Annotated in this window: 17 protein-coding genes; 4 read left to right on the forward strand and 13 right to left on the reverse strand. The window is 57.1% G+C overall.

Annotated elements, in window-relative coordinates:
* Positions 1–25: 25 nt before the first annotated feature.
* The 10 genes from R3F50_19325 to ffh form a co-directional block, all read right to left on the reverse strand.
* The gene (locus R3F50_19325) at positions 26–2,953 is read right to left on the reverse strand and encodes a protein-disulfide reductase DsbD family protein (GenBank protein ID MEZ5492437.1); all 2,928 of its coding nucleotides are present in this window, start codon (positions 2,951–2,953) and stop codon (positions 26–28) included.
* A gap of 270 nt (positions 2,954–3,223) precedes the next feature.
* Entirely contained in the window at positions 3,224–4,948 is a 1,725-nt protein-coding gene (gene recJ, locus R3F50_19330) for a single-stranded-DNA-specific exonuclease RecJ (GenBank protein ID MEZ5492438.1), read from the reverse strand.
* Positions 4,949–5,002: 54 nt separating this feature from the next.
* Complete coding sequence (gene thrC / locus R3F50_19335; protein MEZ5492439.1) at positions 5,003–6,397, reverse strand: threonine synthase; 1,395 nt, start codon at positions 6,395–6,397, stop codon at positions 5,003–5,005.
* Positions 6,394–7,740 (reverse strand): homoserine dehydrogenase, encoded by a 1,347-nt coding sequence (locus tag R3F50_19340; GenBank protein MEZ5492440.1) that lies wholly within the window; start codon positions 7,738–7,740, stop codon positions 6,394–6,396. The genes thrC and R3F50_19340 overlap by 4 nt, the downstream gene beginning before the upstream one ends.
* A gap of 199 nt (positions 7,741–7,939) precedes the next feature.
* The gene (locus tag R3F50_19345) at positions 7,940–8,701 is read right to left on the reverse strand and encodes a DsbC family protein (protein MEZ5492441.1); all 762 of its coding nucleotides are present in this window, start codon (positions 8,699–8,701) and stop codon (positions 7,940–7,942) included.
* A 400-nt stretch (positions 8,702–9,101) separates the two neighbouring features.
* The gene (gene rplS / locus R3F50_19350; GenBank protein ID MEZ5492442.1) at positions 9,102–9,473 is read right to left on the reverse strand and encodes a 50S ribosomal protein L19; all 372 of its coding nucleotides are present in this window, start codon (positions 9,471–9,473) and stop codon (positions 9,102–9,104) included.
* A gap of 22 nt (positions 9,474–9,495) precedes the next feature.
* Positions 9,496–10,320 (reverse strand): tRNA (guanosine(37)-N1)-methyltransferase TrmD, encoded by an 825-nt coding sequence (gene trmD / locus R3F50_19355; protein ID MEZ5492443.1) that lies wholly within the window; start codon positions 10,318–10,320, stop codon positions 9,496–9,498.
* A gap of 56 nt (positions 10,321–10,376) precedes the next feature.
* Positions 10,377–10,922 (reverse strand): ribosome maturation factor RimM, encoded by a 546-nt coding sequence (gene rimM, locus R3F50_19360; protein MEZ5492444.1) that lies wholly within the window; start codon positions 10,920–10,922, stop codon positions 10,377–10,379.
* A 19-nt stretch (positions 10,923–10,941) separates the two neighbouring features.
* On the reverse strand, positions 10,942–11,202 hold the full coding sequence (gene rpsP / locus R3F50_19365; protein MEZ5492445.1) for a 30S ribosomal protein S16: 261 nt from the start codon (positions 11,200–11,202) through the stop codon (positions 10,942–10,944).
* Positions 11,203–11,444: 242 nt separating this feature from the next.
* On the reverse strand, positions 11,445–12,839 hold the full coding sequence (gene ffh / locus R3F50_19370) for a signal recognition particle protein (protein MEZ5492446.1): 1,395 nt from the start codon (positions 12,837–12,839) through the stop codon (positions 11,445–11,447).
* A gap of 187 nt (positions 12,840–13,026) precedes the next feature.
* Here ffh and ccsA point away from each other — a divergent pair, with 187 nt between their 5' ends.
* Together ccsA and R3F50_19380 are read left to right on the forward strand one after the other, a co-directional pair.
* A complete protein-coding gene (gene ccsA / locus R3F50_19375) occupies positions 13,027–13,824 on the forward strand; it encodes a cytochrome c biogenesis protein CcsA (GenBank protein ID MEZ5492447.1) in 798 nt (265 codons plus the stop codon).
* 50 nt (positions 13,825–13,874) lie between these two features.
* On the forward strand, positions 13,875–15,203 hold the full coding sequence (locus R3F50_19380; protein MEZ5492448.1) for an HlyC/CorC family transporter: 1,329 nt from the start codon (positions 13,875–13,877) through the stop codon (positions 15,201–15,203).
* An 8-nt stretch (positions 15,204–15,211) separates the two neighbouring features.
* On the opposite strand, the gene R3F50_19385 is transcribed toward R3F50_19380, so the two are convergent.
* Both R3F50_19385 and R3F50_19390 read right to left on the reverse strand, forming a co-directional pair.
* Positions 15,212–16,048 (reverse strand): 4'-phosphopantetheinyl transferase superfamily protein, encoded by an 837-nt coding sequence (locus tag R3F50_19385; GenBank protein MEZ5492449.1) that lies wholly within the window; start codon positions 16,046–16,048, stop codon positions 15,212–15,214.
* Positions 16,048–16,818, reverse strand: coding sequence for a metallophosphoesterase (locus R3F50_19390; GenBank protein ID MEZ5492450.1), 771 nt, complete (start codon positions 16,816–16,818; stop codon positions 16,048–16,050). Before R3F50_19390 ends, R3F50_19385 begins: the two co-directional genes overlap by 1 nt.
* A 43-nt stretch (positions 16,819–16,861) precedes the next feature.
* Between R3F50_19390 and R3F50_19395 the strand changes: the two genes are divergently transcribed.
* A complete protein-coding gene (locus R3F50_19395) occupies positions 16,862–17,470 on the forward strand; it encodes a uracil-DNA glycosylase family protein (GenBank protein ID MEZ5492451.1) in 609 nt (202 codons plus the stop codon).
* Here the strand turns inward: R3F50_19395 and R3F50_19400 are convergent.
* Complete coding sequence (locus R3F50_19400) at positions 17,433–18,362, reverse strand: LysR substrate-binding domain-containing protein (GenBank protein ID MEZ5492452.1); 930 nt, start codon at positions 18,360–18,362, stop codon at positions 17,433–17,435. The genes R3F50_19395 and R3F50_19400 overlap by 38 nt on opposite strands.
* A gap of 205 nt (positions 18,363–18,567) precedes the next feature.
* Here R3F50_19400 and R3F50_19405 point away from each other — a divergent pair, with 205 nt between their 5' ends.
* A complete protein-coding gene (locus tag R3F50_19405) occupies positions 18,568–18,987 on the forward strand; it encodes a rubrerythrin family protein (protein ID MEZ5492453.1) in 420 nt (139 codons plus the stop codon).
* Positions 18,988–19,003: the final 16 nt, after the last annotated feature.

Here is a 19,003-nt window from a genome sequence, read left to right on the forward strand (position 1 = left end):
CATAACAGTGTCACAGCGGACCGGTCTACAGTTCCGCAAAGGCGTCCAGCATAGTCGAAGGAGTAAGGATCTGAGGCAGAATCCGCGGCTCCGTATCCGGGTCCCCGGAATAAAGGACATAAAGCGGTACCGATGGCCGGTTAAAATTATTCAGCACCTGGGTTATTTCCGGGTCTTCGTTGGTCCAGTCCCCTTTCATGTAAGTGATGTCATATTCCGCCATGGCGGCCTGCACTGCGTCTGTACTCAGTGTCGTCTGTTCATTCGCCAGGCAGGTAATGCACCAGGCCGCGGTCATGTTGACGAACACCGGCCGCCCCTCTGACTGTAACTCATTCAGCCGTTGTGTACTGAACGGTTCAAAGCCAGATTGCCCGGCATCCTCGCCCCCGCCGGAAGCCAGTGTCGGAGCCTGCAGCGGCTTGAGGAACGGTGACTGCAAGACCAGTAATGCCAGTAGCAGGCAGGCGGTCGCGAGCCCACGGTATCCATAACGCCAGAAAGGTACCGAGCTGCGGGTTTTCCGGGTCAGCCAGAGTGCGAATGCCAGCAGGATACAGGAGACGAGAACCAGCGCCATGCCGGTAACACCAACCTGGGTGCCCAATACCCAGAGGAAATACAGCGCAGTCACGTAAAGCGGGAAAGCCATGAATTCCTTGAAGGTGACCATCCAGTTTCCGGGCTTGGGCATGAAGCGGACCAGGCCTGGAAGAAAAGACAGCATCAGGATAGGCAGGGCCATACCCAGACCCAGCGCGCTGAATACCAGCATTGCCACCAGCCAGGGTTGAGTCAGGGCAAAACCAAGTGCCGGCCCCATGAATGGTGCCGTACAGGGAGTGGCGACTATCACCGCCAGCACACCGGTGAAAAACGAGCGGCGATAGCCATGGCTATGCTCCGCCAGGTCGCTGCCGGCGTTCATCAGACTGGTGCCAAATTCAAAGACACCGGAAAGACTCAGGCCCATCATAAAGAACAGGTAAATAATCAGCGCGTTGAACCAGGGCTCCTGCAACTGAAACCCCCAGCCCACGAGCTCGCCGCCGGCTCGCAAAGCAATCAGAACCGTTGCTAGCAGGAGAAAAGAAACCAGCACGCCGCCCGTGTAGACAAGACCGTCGAGGCGCTGCTTGCGTGCGGTCGCTCCGGCATTTCCGGCAATGGTCAGCGCTTTCAGCGACAGAACCGGGAACACACAGGGCATCAGATTCAGTATCAACCCACCGGCCAGGGCCGCGAGCATGAAGCCCACGATCGCCAGCGGTGCCGAGGGGCCCTGTGACTCAGCTCCGGACGCCGCTGCCGCCAGCGGTGCCAGACTGTACTGATTGGCATCGGCGGCAGGGTCGACAAAATCATAGGCCCGTCGGTTACCAGCCTGATCCTGGACCACCAGCGTGCCATAAATTTCCGACAGGTCCTCCAGCATACGCCGGGGCTGTTCATGGGTGATCTGCAGCATGGTCGGTTGCACGCTCACGTCGCGCAGTGGCCCGTTGGCAATCACCCGCCGTCGATCGGGGAAAAACCACGCATCGGCGACATTATCAAACAGGGGCTGAGGGGATTGGAAACCCAGACTGACCCGTTCGCCGGCCGCCGCGATGAGAAACTCAATTGCATGCTCCGTTTCCGGCAATCGGGTCAGGGCGTCGGCAATCAGGCTGCCGTCGACAGCGTCCAGCTCCGTCACTTGCGCAATCGGCAGGGTCAGATCCAGGCGCTGCTCTCCAGGAATACAGAGCAGCTCGCACACGTACCATTTGACTGTGGTGGACAGAGTGACCTCGTCTGTGTCCAGTGTCGCGGGTAACTGCACCTGCAGAGGCAGAATGACCTCCCCTTCGTAGCCGTAGTTGACCAGGTCGGAGCCGGGGAAAGGCAACCAATAAGGAGCCGGCCATTGTATGTCCCCGATGAGAGTTCCCTCGGGCGCCGACCAGTCCACGGCTTCCGTGGCTTCACCACTGTCACCGGCCATTTTCCAGTAGGTATGCCAGCCCTCGTCCGCTTGCAAGCGGACGGCAACCCAATGGTTTTCACCTGGTACCAGACTGGTGGTCTCGGCCAGCAACTCCACCTCGATCCGATTGTTCCAGGCCACCTCGGTGCGGGTCGGGGCAATCTCGAAGGACCGCGTGTTACCCTCCGCGTCGATGACCGCCAGCAGCCCCCTGAAAACCGACAGGTCTTCAGGAATGCGCCGATGCTGTTCGAAACTGATCTGCAGCCGGCTTTCTTCGATCATGTTCTCCCGGAACGGGGCGTATTTCATGATGCGCCCCTGTTCGGTAAAGAAATACACGTCCTCTGCCCCATCGAACAGGGCCTCGGCAGCTGACACCATGATATTGACCTTGCCATCATGGGTATTGAAACGGGCCGCCAGCCCATGATCGGCAATGGGCAGACTGGCGCGTGTTTCAGCAAAGGCCGTCACCCAGCGAGGGTCAGTCTGTAACCGGTCAGCGACCGGCAGGGTGAGCGCAAAGGTCGCATCGCCCGGGATACAGATAACATCACAGACCTGGTAGTCGATTTTGGTACTCAGTGAAAAAGAGTCGCCCCTGAAGTCCGCCGGCACGCTGACGGGGATGGGCAGGAAAACTTCCCGCTCGTAAGCGAAGGTGACCAGGCTGGTGCCTTCAAACGGGGTCCACTCCGGAACCGGCCAGAGAATGTCTCCGGCTGCAGCGCCAGCCGGCAACTGCCACTCGCTGGCCGCCGTGGCTTCGCCACTGTCCCCACCGAATTTCCAATAGGTATGCCAGTGTTCAATGGGATCTAGCCGGACAGCCAGCCACAGAGTCTCCCCGGGCACGACGTTAGTCGTTTCGGCAATCAGTTCCACCTCGATCTGCTCGGTGCTGTGGACCTGGGCCCTGACGGACAGGGCTGCCAGCAGCAGAGCCAGGAAAGCCGCGCTTTGTAAGGTGATTTTTCTCATCTAAAACCTGCCATCAAGGATCCTGTGGTTAAAATCGATAGCCTCGTGAGGCGTATAAGGCCAGCGTGGAGAGCCTGTAAAAGTAACAAAAATGCTATTAGATGTCATTGAATTCACGGCGCTTCTCGCCAGATTGCGCCAGGTTTCGCCAGATCCCCGGCTGGCTCGACAGTCACCCTGCCGGCAGGGACGCCTTCCTTCTTCCGCCTCGTTCAAGCAATAGACCCGATAATCGCGAAAAGCGCTCATCAAAGCACCGATTTCTACCCTTCAGGTCTTTTCGAATTCCTCCACCACCAGCTGTAGCTGGCGCAGATCACGGAACTCATTCACGCTGAGCCGATAGACCAGTCGCAACCTGTCACCGGGCTGCAGGGGATCATCGAAACTGGCATTGAACGCAATGGCCTCAACCGCCGCCTCGGCCCCCTCCGGGAGCACTGTCAGTTTGAGATGCTTGTCAGCCAGAACGCGAAGATCCTGCACCACGAACCGGCCATCAAACAGCGGTTCCGGGAAGCCCTGCCCCCAGGGCCCCGCGTTAATCAGAGCCTCTGCCGCGGACAGGTGAAACTCACCTGGAGCCAGCTCACCGTCGGTCAGTATCCTGGCCTGTAACTGTTCATTGCTCAGGTGTTGTCCGGCATATTCTGCGAACGCCGCTTCGAACTCCTTCAGACAGGATTTGTCCAGACTGAGCCCCGCCGCCATTGCATGCCCCCCGAACTTGCTGATCAGTTCCGGCTGCTGGCTGGCAATAGCATCCAGGGCATCGCGAATATGGAAGCCGGGAATGGAGCGCGCGGACCCCTTCAGCTCCTCCTCGCCGGCATCAGCAAAAGCAATAACAGGCCGGTGATATTTATCCTTGATTCGGGAGGCCAGAATCCCTATCACGCCCTGGTGCCAGTGTGGATCGTAGACACACAGACCTGCTGGCATCGCTTCCGCGGCAATCTCCAGGCCGTCGAGACTTTCAAAAGCCTGCTCGCGCATCTCCCCTTCTATCAGCCGCCGGTCGGAATTCAGACTGTCTAATTGGACAGCCATCTGGTAGGCAGCATCACCGGAATCGGTCAATAGACACTCAATACCCAGCGACATATCATCCAGCCGACCGGCGGCATTGAGTCGCGGTCCGATCGCGAAGCCGAGATCCGCCGCCACCAGATTTACCCGCCGTCGCCGGCTGACCTCAAGCAGCGCGAGAATACCGGGACAGGCCCGCCCTGCCCGTATTCGTTTCAAGCCTTCACTGACCAGTATGCGGTTATTCCGATCCAGTGGCACCACATCGGCAACCGTACCAAGCGCCACAAGGTCCAGAAGCTCTGCAAGATTAGGCTCTTTTCTGCCTGCCAACTCGAACCAGCCGGCATCGCGCAGGTAGGCACGCAAGGCCAGCATCAGGTAAAAGATCACCCCCACCCCGGCCAGGGACTTGCTGGCGAACTCACAGCCGTGCTGGTTGGGATTGACAATACCGTCTGCTTTCGGCAACTGTCTGCCGGGCAAGTGGTGGTCGGTGATCAGAACCTGGATACCGGCCTCATGGGCAGCATCGACGCCGGCCAGGCTCGAAATTCCATTATCGACGGTGATAATGAGGTCGGGGTTTCTGGTCACCGCAAGCTGGACGATTTCGGGCGTCAGCCCGTAGCCATACTCGAATCGATTGGGAACGATATAATCCAGGTTTTGAAAGCCCAGTGCCCGCAGGGCACGCAAAGCCAATGCGCAACTGGTGGCGCCATCGGCATCAAAATCCGATACCACCAGCAGTCGACTCTGCCGCTGCAGATGGCTGCTCAGCAGGCTGACGGCGTTGCCCATGCCCAGCAGCGTTTCAGGGGCAAGCAACTTTTTCAGCGAGAGATCCAGGTCATCGACTGAACCGAGCCTGCGGCGCGCCAGAATTCGTTGCACCAGCGGGTGCAGGCCCTCGGGCAGCTGCAGGCTCTGGTCGACCTGCCGACGTTCAATGACGAGGGTCATAGTTCAGCTTTCAACACTGCATCCGCCTTTCGGAACCGCTAAAAAAATAGTTGATCAGGCACTCAGATGACGGGTCATGAAATCCGTGACGGCCGCTACCGAGTTATCCAGCACGGCGCATTTTTCCGGTCTCTGCATCAGATCACTGAGATGCGGGGGCAAGGGCGGCGTGTCAATTCCGGCAGCATTGATTGCTTCAGAAAATTTCACCGGGTGGGCCGTGGCCAGAGTGATCATGGGCACAGCCGCGTCATTGTTGCACTCTCGAGCCGCCTTCACTCCCACCGCCGTGTGCGGATCCAGCAACTCACCGGACTCGTCATACACCTGCCTGATCACGTCACGAGTCTGCTCATCACTGACCGCGAAACTGGCAAAGCAGTCTCTGACCCGCTGCCACTGAGACTCATCCACCCGCAGCGACTCCGCCGAGGAGCGCAACATGAAGTCCCTGAGCCGGGATGGATCGCGATCAAACAGATCGAACAGATAACGTTCGAAGTTGCTCGACACCATGATATCCATACTCGGGGAATAGGTTGGTGACAGTTCAGTGATCTGGTAATTGTTGCTGCTGATGAAGCGGTGCAGGATATCGTTGCGGTTTGTGGCGACCACCAGCTGTTTCACCGGCAACCCCATTGACCTGGCCAGATAACCGGCATAGATATCGCCAAAGTTACCGGTGGGCACTGAGAAAGATACCGGACGATGTGGCCCCCCAAGACTGACAGCCGCGTAGAAGTAATACACGATCTGCACCATGATGCGTGCCCAGTTAATGGAATTTACAGCCACCAGCTGTCGATCAGCCGGAAGGAAACCCTGATCGGAAAACGCGGTCTTGACGATTTTCTGACAGTCATCGAAGTTACCCCTGATGGCCAGATTGTGCACATTCTCACCCTGCACCGTAGTCATCTGCCGGCGCTGCACTTCGGAAATGCGCTCATGGGGGTGCAGAATAAAAATGTCTACCCGGTTAGAGTGTCGGCAGCCTTCCAGTGCTGCTGAACCGGTATCCCCGGAGGTAGCACCCAGTATTGCCACCCGCTGATTATTGCGTGTCAGGACAAAATCCAGCAGCCGGCCCAATACCTGCAGGGCAAAATCCTTGAATGCCAGGGTCGGGCCATGAAACAGCTCGAGTATCCATTCATTGGTGTCGAGCATGGTGAGCGGCGCAGTAGCCGGGTGGGAGAATTCCCGGCAACTCTCGTCGATGCAGCGCTTGAGGTCCACTTCGGGAATACTGTCCGCCACGAAGGGTCTGATGATTTCCAGGGCCAGTTCGCTATAAGGCAGCCCTGCCCAGCCGGCGATCTCCGCCGCGCTGAAACGAGGCAGCTGCTCGGGCACGTAAAGTCCCCCGTCTGGGGCCAGGCCGGTTAACAGCACCTGTTCAAAAGTCTGTGGTTCCCCTCCACCGCGGGTGCTGACATACTTCACCTGGTTTCCTCGCTATCCAGTTCTTCAACTCGAATCCGGGTGATTCTGCCAGTCACCTCCTCGAGATTTTCCAGTTCCTGAATCGCCAGATTGATCTGGCTCTCCCGGACCGTGTCAGTAAGAATTACCACCGGCACCTGGCTGACCCCATGGGACTCGGGTTCTTTTTGAATGACCGCTTCTATGTTGATCTGAAAGGCCTGCAACACACTGGATATCTTTGCCATGACACCCACCTTGTCACGAGCCTGTATTCTCAGATAATAAGCCGTTTCGATAGCATCGATTGGCAGTATGGACACGGCCTCATTCAGTTGTTTGAAGGCCAGCGAAGGCAGCCCACTGCCAGACTTTGCCCCCTGCGGACCAAAGGAGGTTCGTGCTATGTCCATGATATCCGCCACGACTGCCGATGCGGTTGCCTCCGCACCGGCCCCTGCGCCGTAGTAAAGCGTTGCGCCAACAGAGTTCCCTTTCACCAGCACCGCATTCATGACACCGTTGACATGGGCAAGCAGGCGCTTATCCGAAATCAGTGTCGGGTGCACGCGCATTTCCACGCCACGCTCCCCCCGTTGCGCGATACCAAGATGCTTGATCACATAGCCCAGTTCTTTGGCAAATTTCACGTCATCGATGGTGATCCCACTGATACCTTCGGTATAGGTCTTGTCAAACTGCAGGGGGATACCGAACGCGATTGACGCGAGAATGGTCAGTTTATGGGCAGCATCGATACCCTCAACGTCAAAAGTGGGATCGGCCTCTGCATAGCCCAGCGCCTGCGCCTCTTCCAGCACGTCGACAAAACTGCGCTGTTTCTGCGCCATTTCAGTAAGGATGAAATTACCGGTCCCGTTGATGATGCCGGCCAGCCATTGGATGGAATTGGCAGCAAGCCCCTCCCGCAGTGCCTTGATAATCGGGATTCCCCCGGCCACGGCGCTTTCATAAGCTATTTCCACGGCATTCTGACGGGCCAGTTCAAACAACTCGTTACCGTGCAGGGCGATCAGCGCCTTGTTGGCAGTCACCACGTGCTTTCTGTTCTCAACCGCGCGCCGGACAAGTTGCCTTGCCGGGTCGAAACCGCCTATGGTTTCCACGACCACATCCACCTGTGGGTCGTCTACAACGGCAAAGACATCGGTGCTGAATGGGATACCGGTAGACTGGTACTCAGGCTTGGGGGTTCGGGAGGCAAGGTGACAGATTTCCAGGTCTCTGCCCAGGCGGCGGGAAATTTCGTCACGGTTCTCACTCAGCAGGCGATAGGTCCCGCCACCCACAGTGCCCAGCCCACAGATACCGATTCGAATTGGCCTGTTCTGGTCAGAATTCAAGTTTGCTCCTCGACTGCTAGTTCGGCAAACCGGGGATTATACTGCAATCCGGCAGACTGCTCAGTAACTTGCAGAGAGATTTTGAGTAAAACCGGGGGCGGGAAACAAGGTGCCGGGGCGGCTCAGACACCGGAACGGGGCAGTCCCGGCTGGTGGGGTCTGTCCACGCCCTTCGGCAGAGCGACAGACCCCGTCTCTGTTAATCCAGCAGCAGCGCCGCCAGGCGTTCGGAATCCATGTAGCCAGGGATGACGCGGCCGTCAGCCAGAACCAGTGCGGGCGTGCCTGAGATGCCGATTTCGTTACCGAGCGCATAGTGCTCAAGCACCGGGTTGTCGCACTCCCGCTCCGGCAGATTCTGACCATGCTTGGCCTGGGTGAGGGTTTTCTGACGGTCTTCGGAGCACCAGACGGAAATCATCTTCTGGTACGACGAAGCCTGCTGTCCCCCGCGGGGGTAGGCTATGTAGCGAACTTCAATGCCGAGGTCCATGAGCTTTTCGAGATCCCGATGCAGCGCGCGGCAGTACTGACAGTCCACGTCGGTAAAAACGGTGATGGCCGCCCGCGTCTGCTTTGGCTTGAATATGATCATCTCATCGCTGGGTATGGCGGCTATTTTTTCCACTGTCCGCTCCTGGCGGGTCTGGGAAGACAGGTTGATCAAACCGGTCGGGCCGGATCGAAACATGTCGCCAGCAAACAGAAATTCCCCGGCAATGTCCGAGTAAAGAATTTCGCCAGTGCTCAGCTCCACTTCAATAATGTTTGACATGGCCGTGGGCTGCAACGACAGAACCTGGATCTGGTTCTGGGACGCCGCTTCCAGTGAGATTGCCAATTGTGCCCGCAACGCCTGCAGAGCAGCGTCTTCCGCGCCGGCGGATTGCGCCAGGGCAGACTGGGACAGGAGCAGGAATAATCCAGGAACTAGGACAAATTGAGTAATGAGGTGCTTCATAATCTGGTACCAGCCGCAGTGGGTTGCAGGTGACTTGTTACAGGTGTCTGTACTTACAGGTAACTCTACCGTTGTCGCAATTATAACGGGTCTCACACTTTCATCCATGAACTGGATCACCGGATCAGGCCAGTGACGCTCCACTCATTTCAGATTTCAGAATGAAGCGATTATCGCAGTCCATTTAGACTTTGCACAATGGCAACAAGACGGTGGTTTCCAGGAAACCACCCTGTGGTCACAATCTTATCGTAGAAAGACCGGAAAGAGACGGAAATCTTCGCCGAAATACCCGTCAGGGCAGTTGATCACCCACGGGCCAGGCGCGATGGCGCGCCTGGGGGGCACCTGCCAGGCTGCGTCGGGGGAGTAAACCCCCCGCCGATACAGCCAGAAGCCCTTACTCCTGGCCGGGACGCTTCTCGAGCTTCTCGGTAATACGGGCTGCACGACCGGTGAGTTCACGCAGGTAGTACAGCTTGGCCTGGCGCACGTCACCACGACGCCTTACCTTGATGCTGTCCACCAGCGGGCTGTAGGTCTGGAAGGTACGCTCAACGCCCACACCGTGGGAAATCTTGCGCACTGTGAATGCGGAATTGAGGCCCCGGTTTCGCTTGCCGATTACCACCCCTTCAAAGGCTTGCAGACGTTCCCGGTCGCCTTCCTTGATCTTGACCTGAACAACGACGGTATCACCGGGGCCGAACTCCGGTATTTCCTTGTTCATCTGGCTATTTTCAATCTGCTCAATTACCTTGTTCTTGCTCATCTCTATTTCCGCTCCTGAACACTTACCCGCACTGATCGCCCGGGGCCGTTTCGAATTCCTCTATGTACTCCTGCAGCAGAGCCTGTTGCTCACTGCCCAGTTCCAGACCCTCAAGCAGGTCGGGCCGCTTACGCCAGGTGGCTCCAAGGCTGTGCTTGAGCCGCCAGAGGCGAATCTGTTCATGATCGCCGCTCAGTAACACGTCCGGCACCGACCGCCTGTCGATTACCTGTGGGCGGGTATACTGAGGACAGTGCAGTAGCCCGTTGGCTAATGAATCCAGCTCCGCGCACTCCTCACTGCCCAGCGCTCCCGGTTGCTGACGTGTAATCGCATCAAGCATAACCATCGCCGCCAACTCGCCGCCACTGATGACAAAGTCACCAATCGACCACTCTTCATCTATTTCGCTTTCCAGGACCCGCTCGTCGATACCCTGATAGCGACCGCACACCAGGATCAGCTCGTCAAGCTCCGCCAACTCACAGACCCCGCGCTGATCGAGGCGCCTCCCCTGCGGCGACAGATAGATCACCCGTCGTGCCCTGCTGGCTGCGCCACTTTCTCCAGACTCCCGGGAACCTCGATCGCCTCGACCGCCAACAGATGCATCCAACGCTTCACGGGCAGCATTGATCGCTGCCTGCAGCGGCGCTGTCTTCATCAGCATACCGGGGCCGCCGCCAAACGGTTTGTCGTCCACGGTTCGATGCCTGTCGTCGGTAAAATCCCGGGGATTCCAACAGGTCAGCCGCACCAGGCCATTTCTGAAAGCCCGGGCAGTGATACCGGATTCACTGACCGCGGCAAACATTTCCGGAAACAGGGTGACGACTGCAATCTGCATGACTACCCCCTGCTTCGGTCTTTGAACTCAACCTGACAACCCACCCTGATCACGATTCAGAGCAGAAAGTCGGCGGCCCAGTCGACTTCTATAACTTTTTGATCGCTATCCACCTGCCGGATAACGGTGTCCTGCAGGTAGGGAATCAAACGCTCATTAGCGTCAATACTGTGGGCGTCCGGTTGCACCACTAGAACATCATTAGCACCGGTCTCCAGCATGCGAGCGACGGTGCCTAAGTTTTCCCCCTGCAGGTTTATCACCTTCAGGCCGATCAACTCATGCCAGTAAAATTCACCCGGGCCCAGTTGCGGCAACTCGGTGATGGCAACCTGCAGCTCGGCGCGAACCAGCGGTTGCACCGACTCCGGGCTGTCATACCCCTCAAAATGAGCGAGCAGATGACTGCCCTGGGTTTGTACTTCGTCCATGACCACTTCAACCTGCCGACCGTCCCGATGGGCAATGAAATGGGCATATTCGGCTATGTTCGAGGCCGGGTCGGTATAGGAATGAACCCGCACCCAGCCCTTGATGCCATGTGCCTTGCCGACCCGACCCAGCGTTACCAATCTGCCTGCAGACTTCATCGCAACAGGCATCAGACCGCCAGCGGCCGCATCACGCCTCTGTGGTAGCCACTTTGGCCGCCTGCTTGGCCAGGCTGGCAACCCGCGGACTGGACTGCGCACCCTGCCCCAGCCAGTATTGCATACGCTCGAGATCGAGACGCAGGCGCTCTTCCTTACCCCTGGCAATGGGATTGAAGAAACCAATGCGCTCGATAAACCTGCCATCGCGAGCATTTCGACTGTCACTCACCGTGATGTGGTAGAAGGGTCGCTTCTTGGCACCACCCCGGGATAATCGAATTGTGACCATATATCCTTTCCCGTTCTAAGAACTAAAAAAATCTGCTATTCCAGAGGCCTGGGTCGGTATCACAGACACCGCTCCGACTTCCCCCGGATAAAAAGGCGCGTATTTTATGCCAATTGCCTCGCGATGGGAAGGGATTCAATTCGTTCCTTACAGGAAAGAAAACGTGCCAGGCAAATCAGGCACTGACCGCCTGCCGGCAGGCGGAAAATGGCAACAGGCCGGCGCGACAGAATCGACGACAATTATTTGAAGCGGGGGAAGTTACCACCACCTCCGGCACCGGGGAATCCACCCGGTCCTTTCATTCCGCCAAGCCCGCGCATCAGGTTCGCCATGCCCCCACCCTTCATCTTCTTCATGACCTTCTGCATCTGTTTATGCTGCTTCAACAACCGGTTCAGGTCCTGAATCTGGGTTCCCGACCCCTGTGTGATGCGGCGCTTACGGGATCCATTCAACAGATCGGGATTGATCCGCTCCCGTGGCGTCATGGAATTTATGATCGCCTCCATGCGCGTGAACTGCGAGTCATCGACCATCTGCCCGGCTCCCGGAGGTAGGGCGCCCAGGCCGGGCATTTTGTCCATGATGTTGCCGACCCCGCCCATATTCTTCATCTGCTGAAGCTGCTCGCGGAAGTCTTCCAGGTCAAAACCTTTGCCCTTTTTTATCTTACTGGCCAGTTTCTCGGCTTTCTGCCTGTCGACCTTGCGTTCGACCTCTTCAATGAGCGACAGCATATCGCCCATGCCGAGGATCCGGGAGGCGATCCGGTCCGGGTAGAAAGGCTCCAGTGCGTCCGGTTTTTCTCCGGTGCCGATAAACTTGATTGGTTTGCCAGTAATCTGCCGCACCGACAGCGCGGCACCACCCCGGGCGTCGCCATCGGCCTTGGTCAGTATCACACCGGTCAGCGGCAGGGCTTCATTAAATGCCTTCGCGGTATTGGCAGCGTCCTGCCCGGTCATGGCATCCACCACGAACAGGGTTTCCACTGGATCAAGCACCTCATGAAGACGCTTGATTTCGGCCATCATCTGCTCGTCGACAGCCAGGCGGCCAGCGGTATCGACGATCAGTACATCAATGAACCTGCGTCGGGCCTCGGCCAGTGCATCTTTGGCAATCTGTTCCGGGGCCTGGGAAGGATCACTGGGGAAAAAGTCGATCTCCAGATCCCGGGCCAGGGTCTCAAGCTGCTTGATTGCCGCCGGCCGGTAAACGTCCGCGCTGACAACCAGTACCGATTTCCTGGGATTGTTCTTAAGCCACAGCGAGAGCTTCGCTACGGTAGTGGTCTTGCCGGCACCCTGCAATCCCGCCATCAATACCACGGCTGGCGGTACCGTTTTAAGATCGAGCGCCTCGTTGGACGCCCCCATCAACTGCTCGAGCTCGGCCTGCACGATCTTGATGAAGGCCTGCCCAGGCGAAAGGCTCTGAGAAACCTCCTGGCCGACTGCCCGCAGCGTGACCCGCTCAGTGAAATCCTTGACCACCGGCAGCGCGACGTCTGCTTCCAACAGCGCCCTTCTTACTTCGCGCAGCGCTTCCTGAATGTTGTTTTCAGTCAGGGTGGCCTTGCCACTGAGTTTGCGCAAGGTTGAAGAAAGTCGATCGGTAAGGCTCTCAAACATAACGACAGATCCCGGAAAAGTGCTGCATTATAGCGGAATCGGGCCCGACTCAAAACAGTTGTGAATGCCGGCGGGAAACTGTTGCCGACCGACACAGTCCAGCGGTCATTGGCGGGAGACAAAAAAGGACTACAACGGTATCGGCACTTATGCGACACTTTCGGCTGTTTTTTGCCGGACTCATTCCATGCCCATAACCCTGATTTCAGGTTTGCTCGCATCGCTGTTCTATCTGCTCGGAACAATCTTCCAGGGGCAGCAGGTTTTCGCCAGCAAGCCGACCCGCAACCAGGTGTTCAGCCTCGGCTTCATGGCAGTTTTCGCCCATGCCATCAGTGCTGCGGGCGTAATCAGAACTGCCAGCGGCTACCATTTCGGCATTACCGAAATCAGCACGCTTATCACTCTGGCCGTGTCGCTGCTGGTATTGGTCAGCAGCCTGCGCAAACCGCTGGACAATCTCTTCCTGGGCCTGTTTCCCCTGGCTATACTGTCGATTGTCGTCTCGTTGACGGTGTCCAGCAGCTTCCCGCCCACGACCATGGCACCCGGTCTGGCCAGCCATATCCTGCTTTCTATTGTCGCTTACAGCATCATTACCATCGCCGCAATGCAGGCGGCGTTCCTGGGCTACCAGAATTACCAGCTGAAACACCATCACGCCTCAGGACTGGTCAGCAGGTTTCCGCCCCTGCAGGATATGGAGGCGTTTCTTTTCGAACTGCTGTGGGTGGGGGAACTTCTGCTGAGCCTGGGAATCCTGGCCGGGTTTGCCTTCAACGAGGATATCTTTGCCCATGCGGGCATCATTCACAAAACATTCTTCTCTATTATGGCCTGGTTTGTTTTTGCCGGCCTGCTGTGGGGCCGCCACCGTCTCGGCTGGCGCGGCCAGACCGCAATTCGTGGCACGCTGACCGGCTTCAGTTTGCTGCTGGTCGGTTTCTACGGTTCCAAGTTTGTAATAGAGTACGTCCTTAATTAGCGCGCACAGGCGCCAACGATACCGGGACAAGTCCCGTCTGCAAACATCTCATGAACAGTGACGATCCCCAATTAGGCCTGCTGCTAGGACTGCTCTTTCTCCTGATCTGCGCTTCCGCCTATTTTTCCAGCTCCGAAACCGCGATGATGAGTCTGAATCGCTACCGCCTGAAGCATCTTCAGCGTACCGGTCATGCAGGCGCCCGACGGGCCAGCAAACTGCTGGAATCTCCCGACCGCCTGATCGGCGTGATACTGATCGGCAACAATTTCGTCAATATACTGGCCGCCTCCATTGCCACGTCAATTGCAATCGCCCTGTTTGGCGGGCCGGAACCGCTTATCACCACCGGCGTTCTGACCCTGGTGATACTTATTTTTGCCGAAGTGACGCCGAAAACAATCGCCGCCCTGTATCCAGAAAAGGTAGCGTACCCGTCCAGTTACCTGCTGACACTGCTTCTCAAGCTTTTGTATCCCATCGTGCTGATAGTGAACATCATGTCCAATCGCCTGGTGGCACTGCTGGGTTTTCAACCCTTGCCCGGCGACAGCCACCAGTTGAGCAAGGAAGAGTTGCGCACCGTAGTGTATGAATCCGCCGAGCGACTGCCGCAGCGCCGCCACGGTATGCTGCTCAGCATTCTGGACCTGGAAAAAGTCACCGTTAATGACATCCTGGTACCCCGCAATGAAATTCTGGGCATCGATATCGATGACGACCTGGATACCATCCTCGATCAGATCGGTTCAACCCAACATACCCGGCTGCCGGTCTATAAAGGCGACATCGACAATATCGTCGGCCTGCTGCACATGCGCAGTGTCAGTAAACTGCTGAAAGCAGAAAGCGTGAATAAAGCGGCCATTATCCAGGAAACCAACGAGCCCTACTTTGTCCCCGAAAGCACGCCGCTGCACACCCAGCTGTTTAATTTTCAGAAGCACAAAAAACGCCTCGCCGTGGTGGTCGACGAATACGGCGCCGTCAAAGGCATTGTTACACTGGAGGACATCCTGGAAGAGATCGTCGGGGAGTTTACCACCGATCTCGCTACCAGCAGCCGCGACATACACCCTCAGACCGACGGCAGTTTCGTAATCGACGGCAGTGCCACTATCAGGGACATCAACAAGCTGCTGTCCTGGGACCTGAACAGCGAGGAAGCCAAAACCATAAACGGTCTGTTGATGGAATATCTGGAGTCCATTCCCGACTCCTCGATCTGTTTGAAAATTGGCAGCTATTATGCCGAGATCCTGCAGGTTAAAGACAACAAAATACGTGCGGTAAAAATGTGGGAACAACCACGGGAAGAGACCGGAGCCGAAAGCCAGCCAGGCCTGTCTGACGATGCGGCCGGCAGCGCCGGCAACTGATTCCGGCGCTAGCGGCTTTGGCGAAGCAAGGGGATGTTGCCGGGACGGCGCGTATCCGGCCGGGCCGGATTGTCCAGCTCCATCACCTCCAGGCTGACCGGCTGCCGCCCGGTGACACCCTGCAACGCCAAGGCCAGTCTGTACTCGGCATCACCAAACAACCAGAAGCGCCAGGCACTGACATCTATTCCCTCGTCACACCCTGGTGTCACGACAATGTCATGCGCACCTGGCAGGTCCAGGGACAGTTTTTTGAGGGCAGGCACCAGGGCGCCGCCACAGGCCTTGGAAAACGCCTCCTTTAGAGTCCACAATGAAAAAAAGGCGGTCGGTAATCCGGCAGCTGTCAGGTTGCTCAGCAACGCATATTCCCGCGCAGAAAAGTACCGCCTGGCCACCGCCAGCGCATTGCCTCTGGGCGTGATTTTTTCTAAATCGACCCCCAACCCGGGTCGCCCCGAGGTGGCCACCACCACCGCGCTTTCACAGTGGGAGAGATTGAAATACAACGGTAGAGAAAGCGCGGGACTGGCGATGAAGGGCTTGCCGTGGGCATTTCTGTCAAAGCGCCAGGCAGCAGGGTTGATGTCCGGACAGTACGAGGAAAGCACATTTCGCAGCAGTATCCTGGTCAACCTGTAGCGCTGCTGTGCCTCACGATTGGCGAAACGCGCAGCCCGCTGAACCTCGTCCCCATCAAGAATATGCAGCTGTTCAGTACTGGGGGGCGCCCTGAAAGCGGCGCTGTTTTCCGCGCCTGTTTCAGTCAGGCCGAGCAACCAGAGATGCACTGTGTCAGGCTCTGGCGTCTTCAGCTGCACGGTGGTTTTAATCTGTTCGTTCATTATTCATGACCCGGTCCAAAAACACACCGCAGGCGTTTGCTGGAGATCCGGGTTTCCGAAGGATACCCGAACGCATTGTTGACATACTGAATTCCGGCCAGGGTTTTTGCCTGATTCACATGGCTGTGCCCGTAAACGTGTATGCGCGGCTGCAGCCTGGCAACCTGCTGCCCCAGCCCGCTACTGCCAAGCACCGGATAGAGAAAGCGTTTGCGGTCCGGGATGCTCCCGGGCATCAGATCGATACGCGGCACGAAATGCGAATAGCTGATGACCGTCTCATTCATCTCGGCCAGCAATGGTTCATTGCGATCCAGAAAGTGGCGGTTGATCTTCGCACAGCTGTCCAGCTCATCCGGCCAGGCACAGGATCGGTAGTCTCTCCAGCCACGCCGCAAATGCCGGTCCGGCTCAGCAAACGAGTAATCGTACCAGCCATGCAGGGGAACCAGCGACAACCCTCCCTGCCGGTAGACATCGATCACGATGCCCAGTTCCCTGCACAGGGCATGCACCGCGTCGAGCTTTGCCAGCGAACAGTTAAAGGGCGAATTACTTATCCACAGCTCGTGATTACCCGGTACGAAGCACACCCGGTGAAATTTACGCTGCAGCAGCTGAAACACCACGGCGAGCAACGCCATGTCATCGCTGACATCCCCGGCCAGAATCAGGATGTCTTCACAAAAGTCCGCGTCAGACAGGTTGCGCAACCAGTCCAGATTGTCCGGATAGTCCACATGGATATCAGAAATAGCATGAACCCGCATACTGTATAATTCTGTGTTCTTACTACAAAGGGAAGTGAACCCGGTGCCCGACAGACAGGCGGCAAAGCTGGACACCTTACTGGATCAGATCAGGGGCTGCAATCTTTGCGCGCCCCATCTGGATCATGCCCCCAGACCGGTGCTGAGAGCCAGTCACAGCGCCAGAATCCTGGTTATCGGACAGGCGCCGGGGACTCGAGTGCACGCCAGCGGCATTCCCTGGAACGATGCCAGTGGTAATCGCTTGAGACAGTGGATGGGGGTCGACGCTGAAACCTTCTACGACCAGGCGGCCATCGCTATCGTACCGATGGGTTTCTGCTACCCGGGCAGGGGCCGATCCGGCGACCTGCCTCCGCGGCCGGAATGCGCACCGGCCTGGCACGCTCAGATTCTGGCGTTAATGCCGGCAATCGAGACCACCCTTCTCATCGGCCAGTATTCCCAGCACTACTACCAGCGGGGGAACTACGCGACGCTGACCGAGCGGGTAAAGGACTGGCGCCGTTTCGCCCCGCGGCAGTTTGTCCTGCCTCACCCCTCACCACGCAATCAATTGTGGCTGCGTAAAAATCCCTGGTTTGAAGACGAAGTGGTGCCTGCCCTGCAAAAGGCTATTCACCCAGTATTGAAACGCCGAGCTGCTTCCTGACCCAGCCTCGAATGAACTGCGCCAGTGCCAGGTAGTCCTGATCGCGGGGATCCGTGTTACGCCAGGCCAGGCCAATTTCACGGGCAACCCGGCCATCCTTGAAGGGTTTGACCTGCAAAGGGGAATTTCCCAGTATATTGGCCTTCAACGCGATCTCCGGCAGCAGCGTCACACCGAGACCGTTGGCGACCATCTCCACCAGCGTGTGCAGGCTGGTACCCTGGTACACCAGATCCAGCTGCGGAGATTCCAGTTTGCAGGCTTCCAGGGCGTGATCCCTGAGACAGTGCCCCTCTTCCAGCAACAGCAGCTTGAGGCCCCGTAGCTGTTTCTGATGTACTTTCTGTTCCTTCTCCAGGGGGTGGCCGGGCGGTAACAACAAAGCGAACTCATCACAGAACAGCCGTTCCTTATGCATCTCTGGCAGGGGATACGGCAATGCCAGCAGAATCAGGTCCAGCTCGCCCTGCTGCAGACGCGACACCAGGTCGGCACTCAACCCCTCTTTGAGAAAAAGTTTGAGGCTGGGGTATTGCTTGCGCAGATCGGTCAGCATCTGGGGTAACAGGAAAGGGCCAATAGTGGGAATTACTCCCAGGCGCACTTCACTCGAAAGCGGCGCCTGGCTTGCCTGCGCGATGGCGACCAGATCTTCGGCATTACCCAGCAACAGACGCGCCTGGCGAAGAATTTTTTCTCCCAGTGGCGTTATCAGCACATTTTTCTTGTTACGCTCAAACATCGTTACTCCGAGCTGGGATTCAAGTTCCTGAATCCCCGCGCTGAGTGTTGACTGGGTAACGTGGCAGGCTTCCGCCGCCTTGCTGAAGTGCCGGTGTTCGGCCACCGCACACAAGTATTTGAGCTGCTTGAAAGTTGGAAAAGTGGACATAAGTCTTATCGATAAAATCGATACGCATCGATGAAAAAATCAATTAGATTCTATAATTGATTTGTCGTAAGGTACACAACTTAGACTTTAAGTCCGCAAATTTTTTAAGGTCTTTTACGGAAAAAAGGATCTGTGAGTGACCGATCTTCCGTAACAGACAGCGATACCAATGGACTACTGACAACCGACTGACAGGAGAACTGATATGTCATTGAAAGGATCTAAAACTGAAGCCAACCTGAAGGCCGCTTTCGCCGGCGAATCTCAGGCTAATCGTCGCTACCTGTATTTCGCCCAGAAGGCGGACGTAGAAGGCTACAACGATGTTTCCGCGTTGTTTCGCTCCACTGCTGAAGGCGAAACAGGTCACGCCCACGGCCACCTGGAGTATCTGGAAGAAGTGGGTGATCCCGCGACCGGCATGCCCATCGGTGGCACCGCTGACAATCTGAAATCAGCAGTAGCCGGCGAAACTCACGAGTACACCGACATGTACCCTGGTATGGCCAAGGACGCCCGGGATGAAGGTTTTGATGAGATAGCCGACTGGATGGAGACCCTGGCCAAGGCCGAGCGGTCCCACGCCAACCGCTTCCAGAAGGCGCTGGACAGTCTGGACAGCTGAGCACGAGGAGAAGACT

This window comes from Gammaproteobacteria bacterium, assembly GCA_041395725.1.
Lineage (GTDB): Bacteria > Pseudomonadota > Gammaproteobacteria > Pseudomonadales > Pseudohongiellaceae > NORP240.

Coding starts and splice junctions, on each gene's coding strand:
- R3F50_19325 (MEZ5492437.1), bottom strand. CDS start 2,953: ATGAGAAAAATCACCTTACAAAGCGCGGCTTTCCTGGCTCTGCTGCTG.
- recJ (MEZ5492438.1), bottom strand. CDS start 4,948: ATGACCCTCGTCATTGAACGTCGGCAGGTCGACCAGAGCCTGCAGCTG.
- R3F50_19345 (MEZ5492441.1), bottom strand. CDS start 8,701: ATGAAGCACCTCATTACTCAATTTGTCCTAGTTCCTGGATTATTCCTG.
- rplS (MEZ5492442.1), bottom strand. CDS start 9,473: ATGAGCAAGAACAAGGTAATTGAGCAGATTGAAAATAGCCAGATGAAC.
- trmD (MEZ5492443.1), bottom strand. CDS start 10,320: ATGCAGATTGCAGTCGTCACCCTGTTTCCGGAAATGTTTGCCGCGGTC.
- rimM (MEZ5492444.1), bottom strand. CDS start 10,922: ATGCCTGTTGCGATGAAGTCTGCAGGCAGATTGGTAACGCTGGGTCGG.
- rpsP (MEZ5492445.1), bottom strand. CDS start 11,202: ATGGTCACAATTCGATTATCCCGGGGTGGTGCCAAGAAGCGACCCTTC.
- ffh (MEZ5492446.1), bottom strand. CDS start 12,839: ATGTTTGAGAGCCTTACCGATCGACTTTCTTCAACCTTGCGCAAACTC.
- ccsA (MEZ5492447.1), top strand. CDS start 13,027: ATGCCCATAACCCTGATTTCAGGTTTGCTCGCATCGCTGTTCTATCTG.
- R3F50_19380 (MEZ5492448.1), top strand. CDS start 13,875: ATGAACAGTGACGATCCCCAATTAGGCCTGCTGCTAGGACTGCTCTTT.
- R3F50_19385 (MEZ5492449.1), bottom strand. CDS start 16,048: ATGAACGAACAGATTAAAACCACCGTGCAGCTGAAGACGCCAGAGCCT.
- R3F50_19390 (MEZ5492450.1), bottom strand. CDS start 16,818: ATGCGGGTTCATGCTATTTCTGATATCCATGTGGACTATCCGGACAAT.
- R3F50_19400 (MEZ5492452.1), bottom strand. CDS start 18,362: ATGTCCACTTTTCCAACTTTCAAGCAGCTCAAATACTTGTGTGCGGTG.
- R3F50_19405 (MEZ5492453.1), top strand. CDS start 18,568: ATGTCATTGAAAGGATCTAAAACTGAAGCCAACCTGAAGGCCGCTTTC.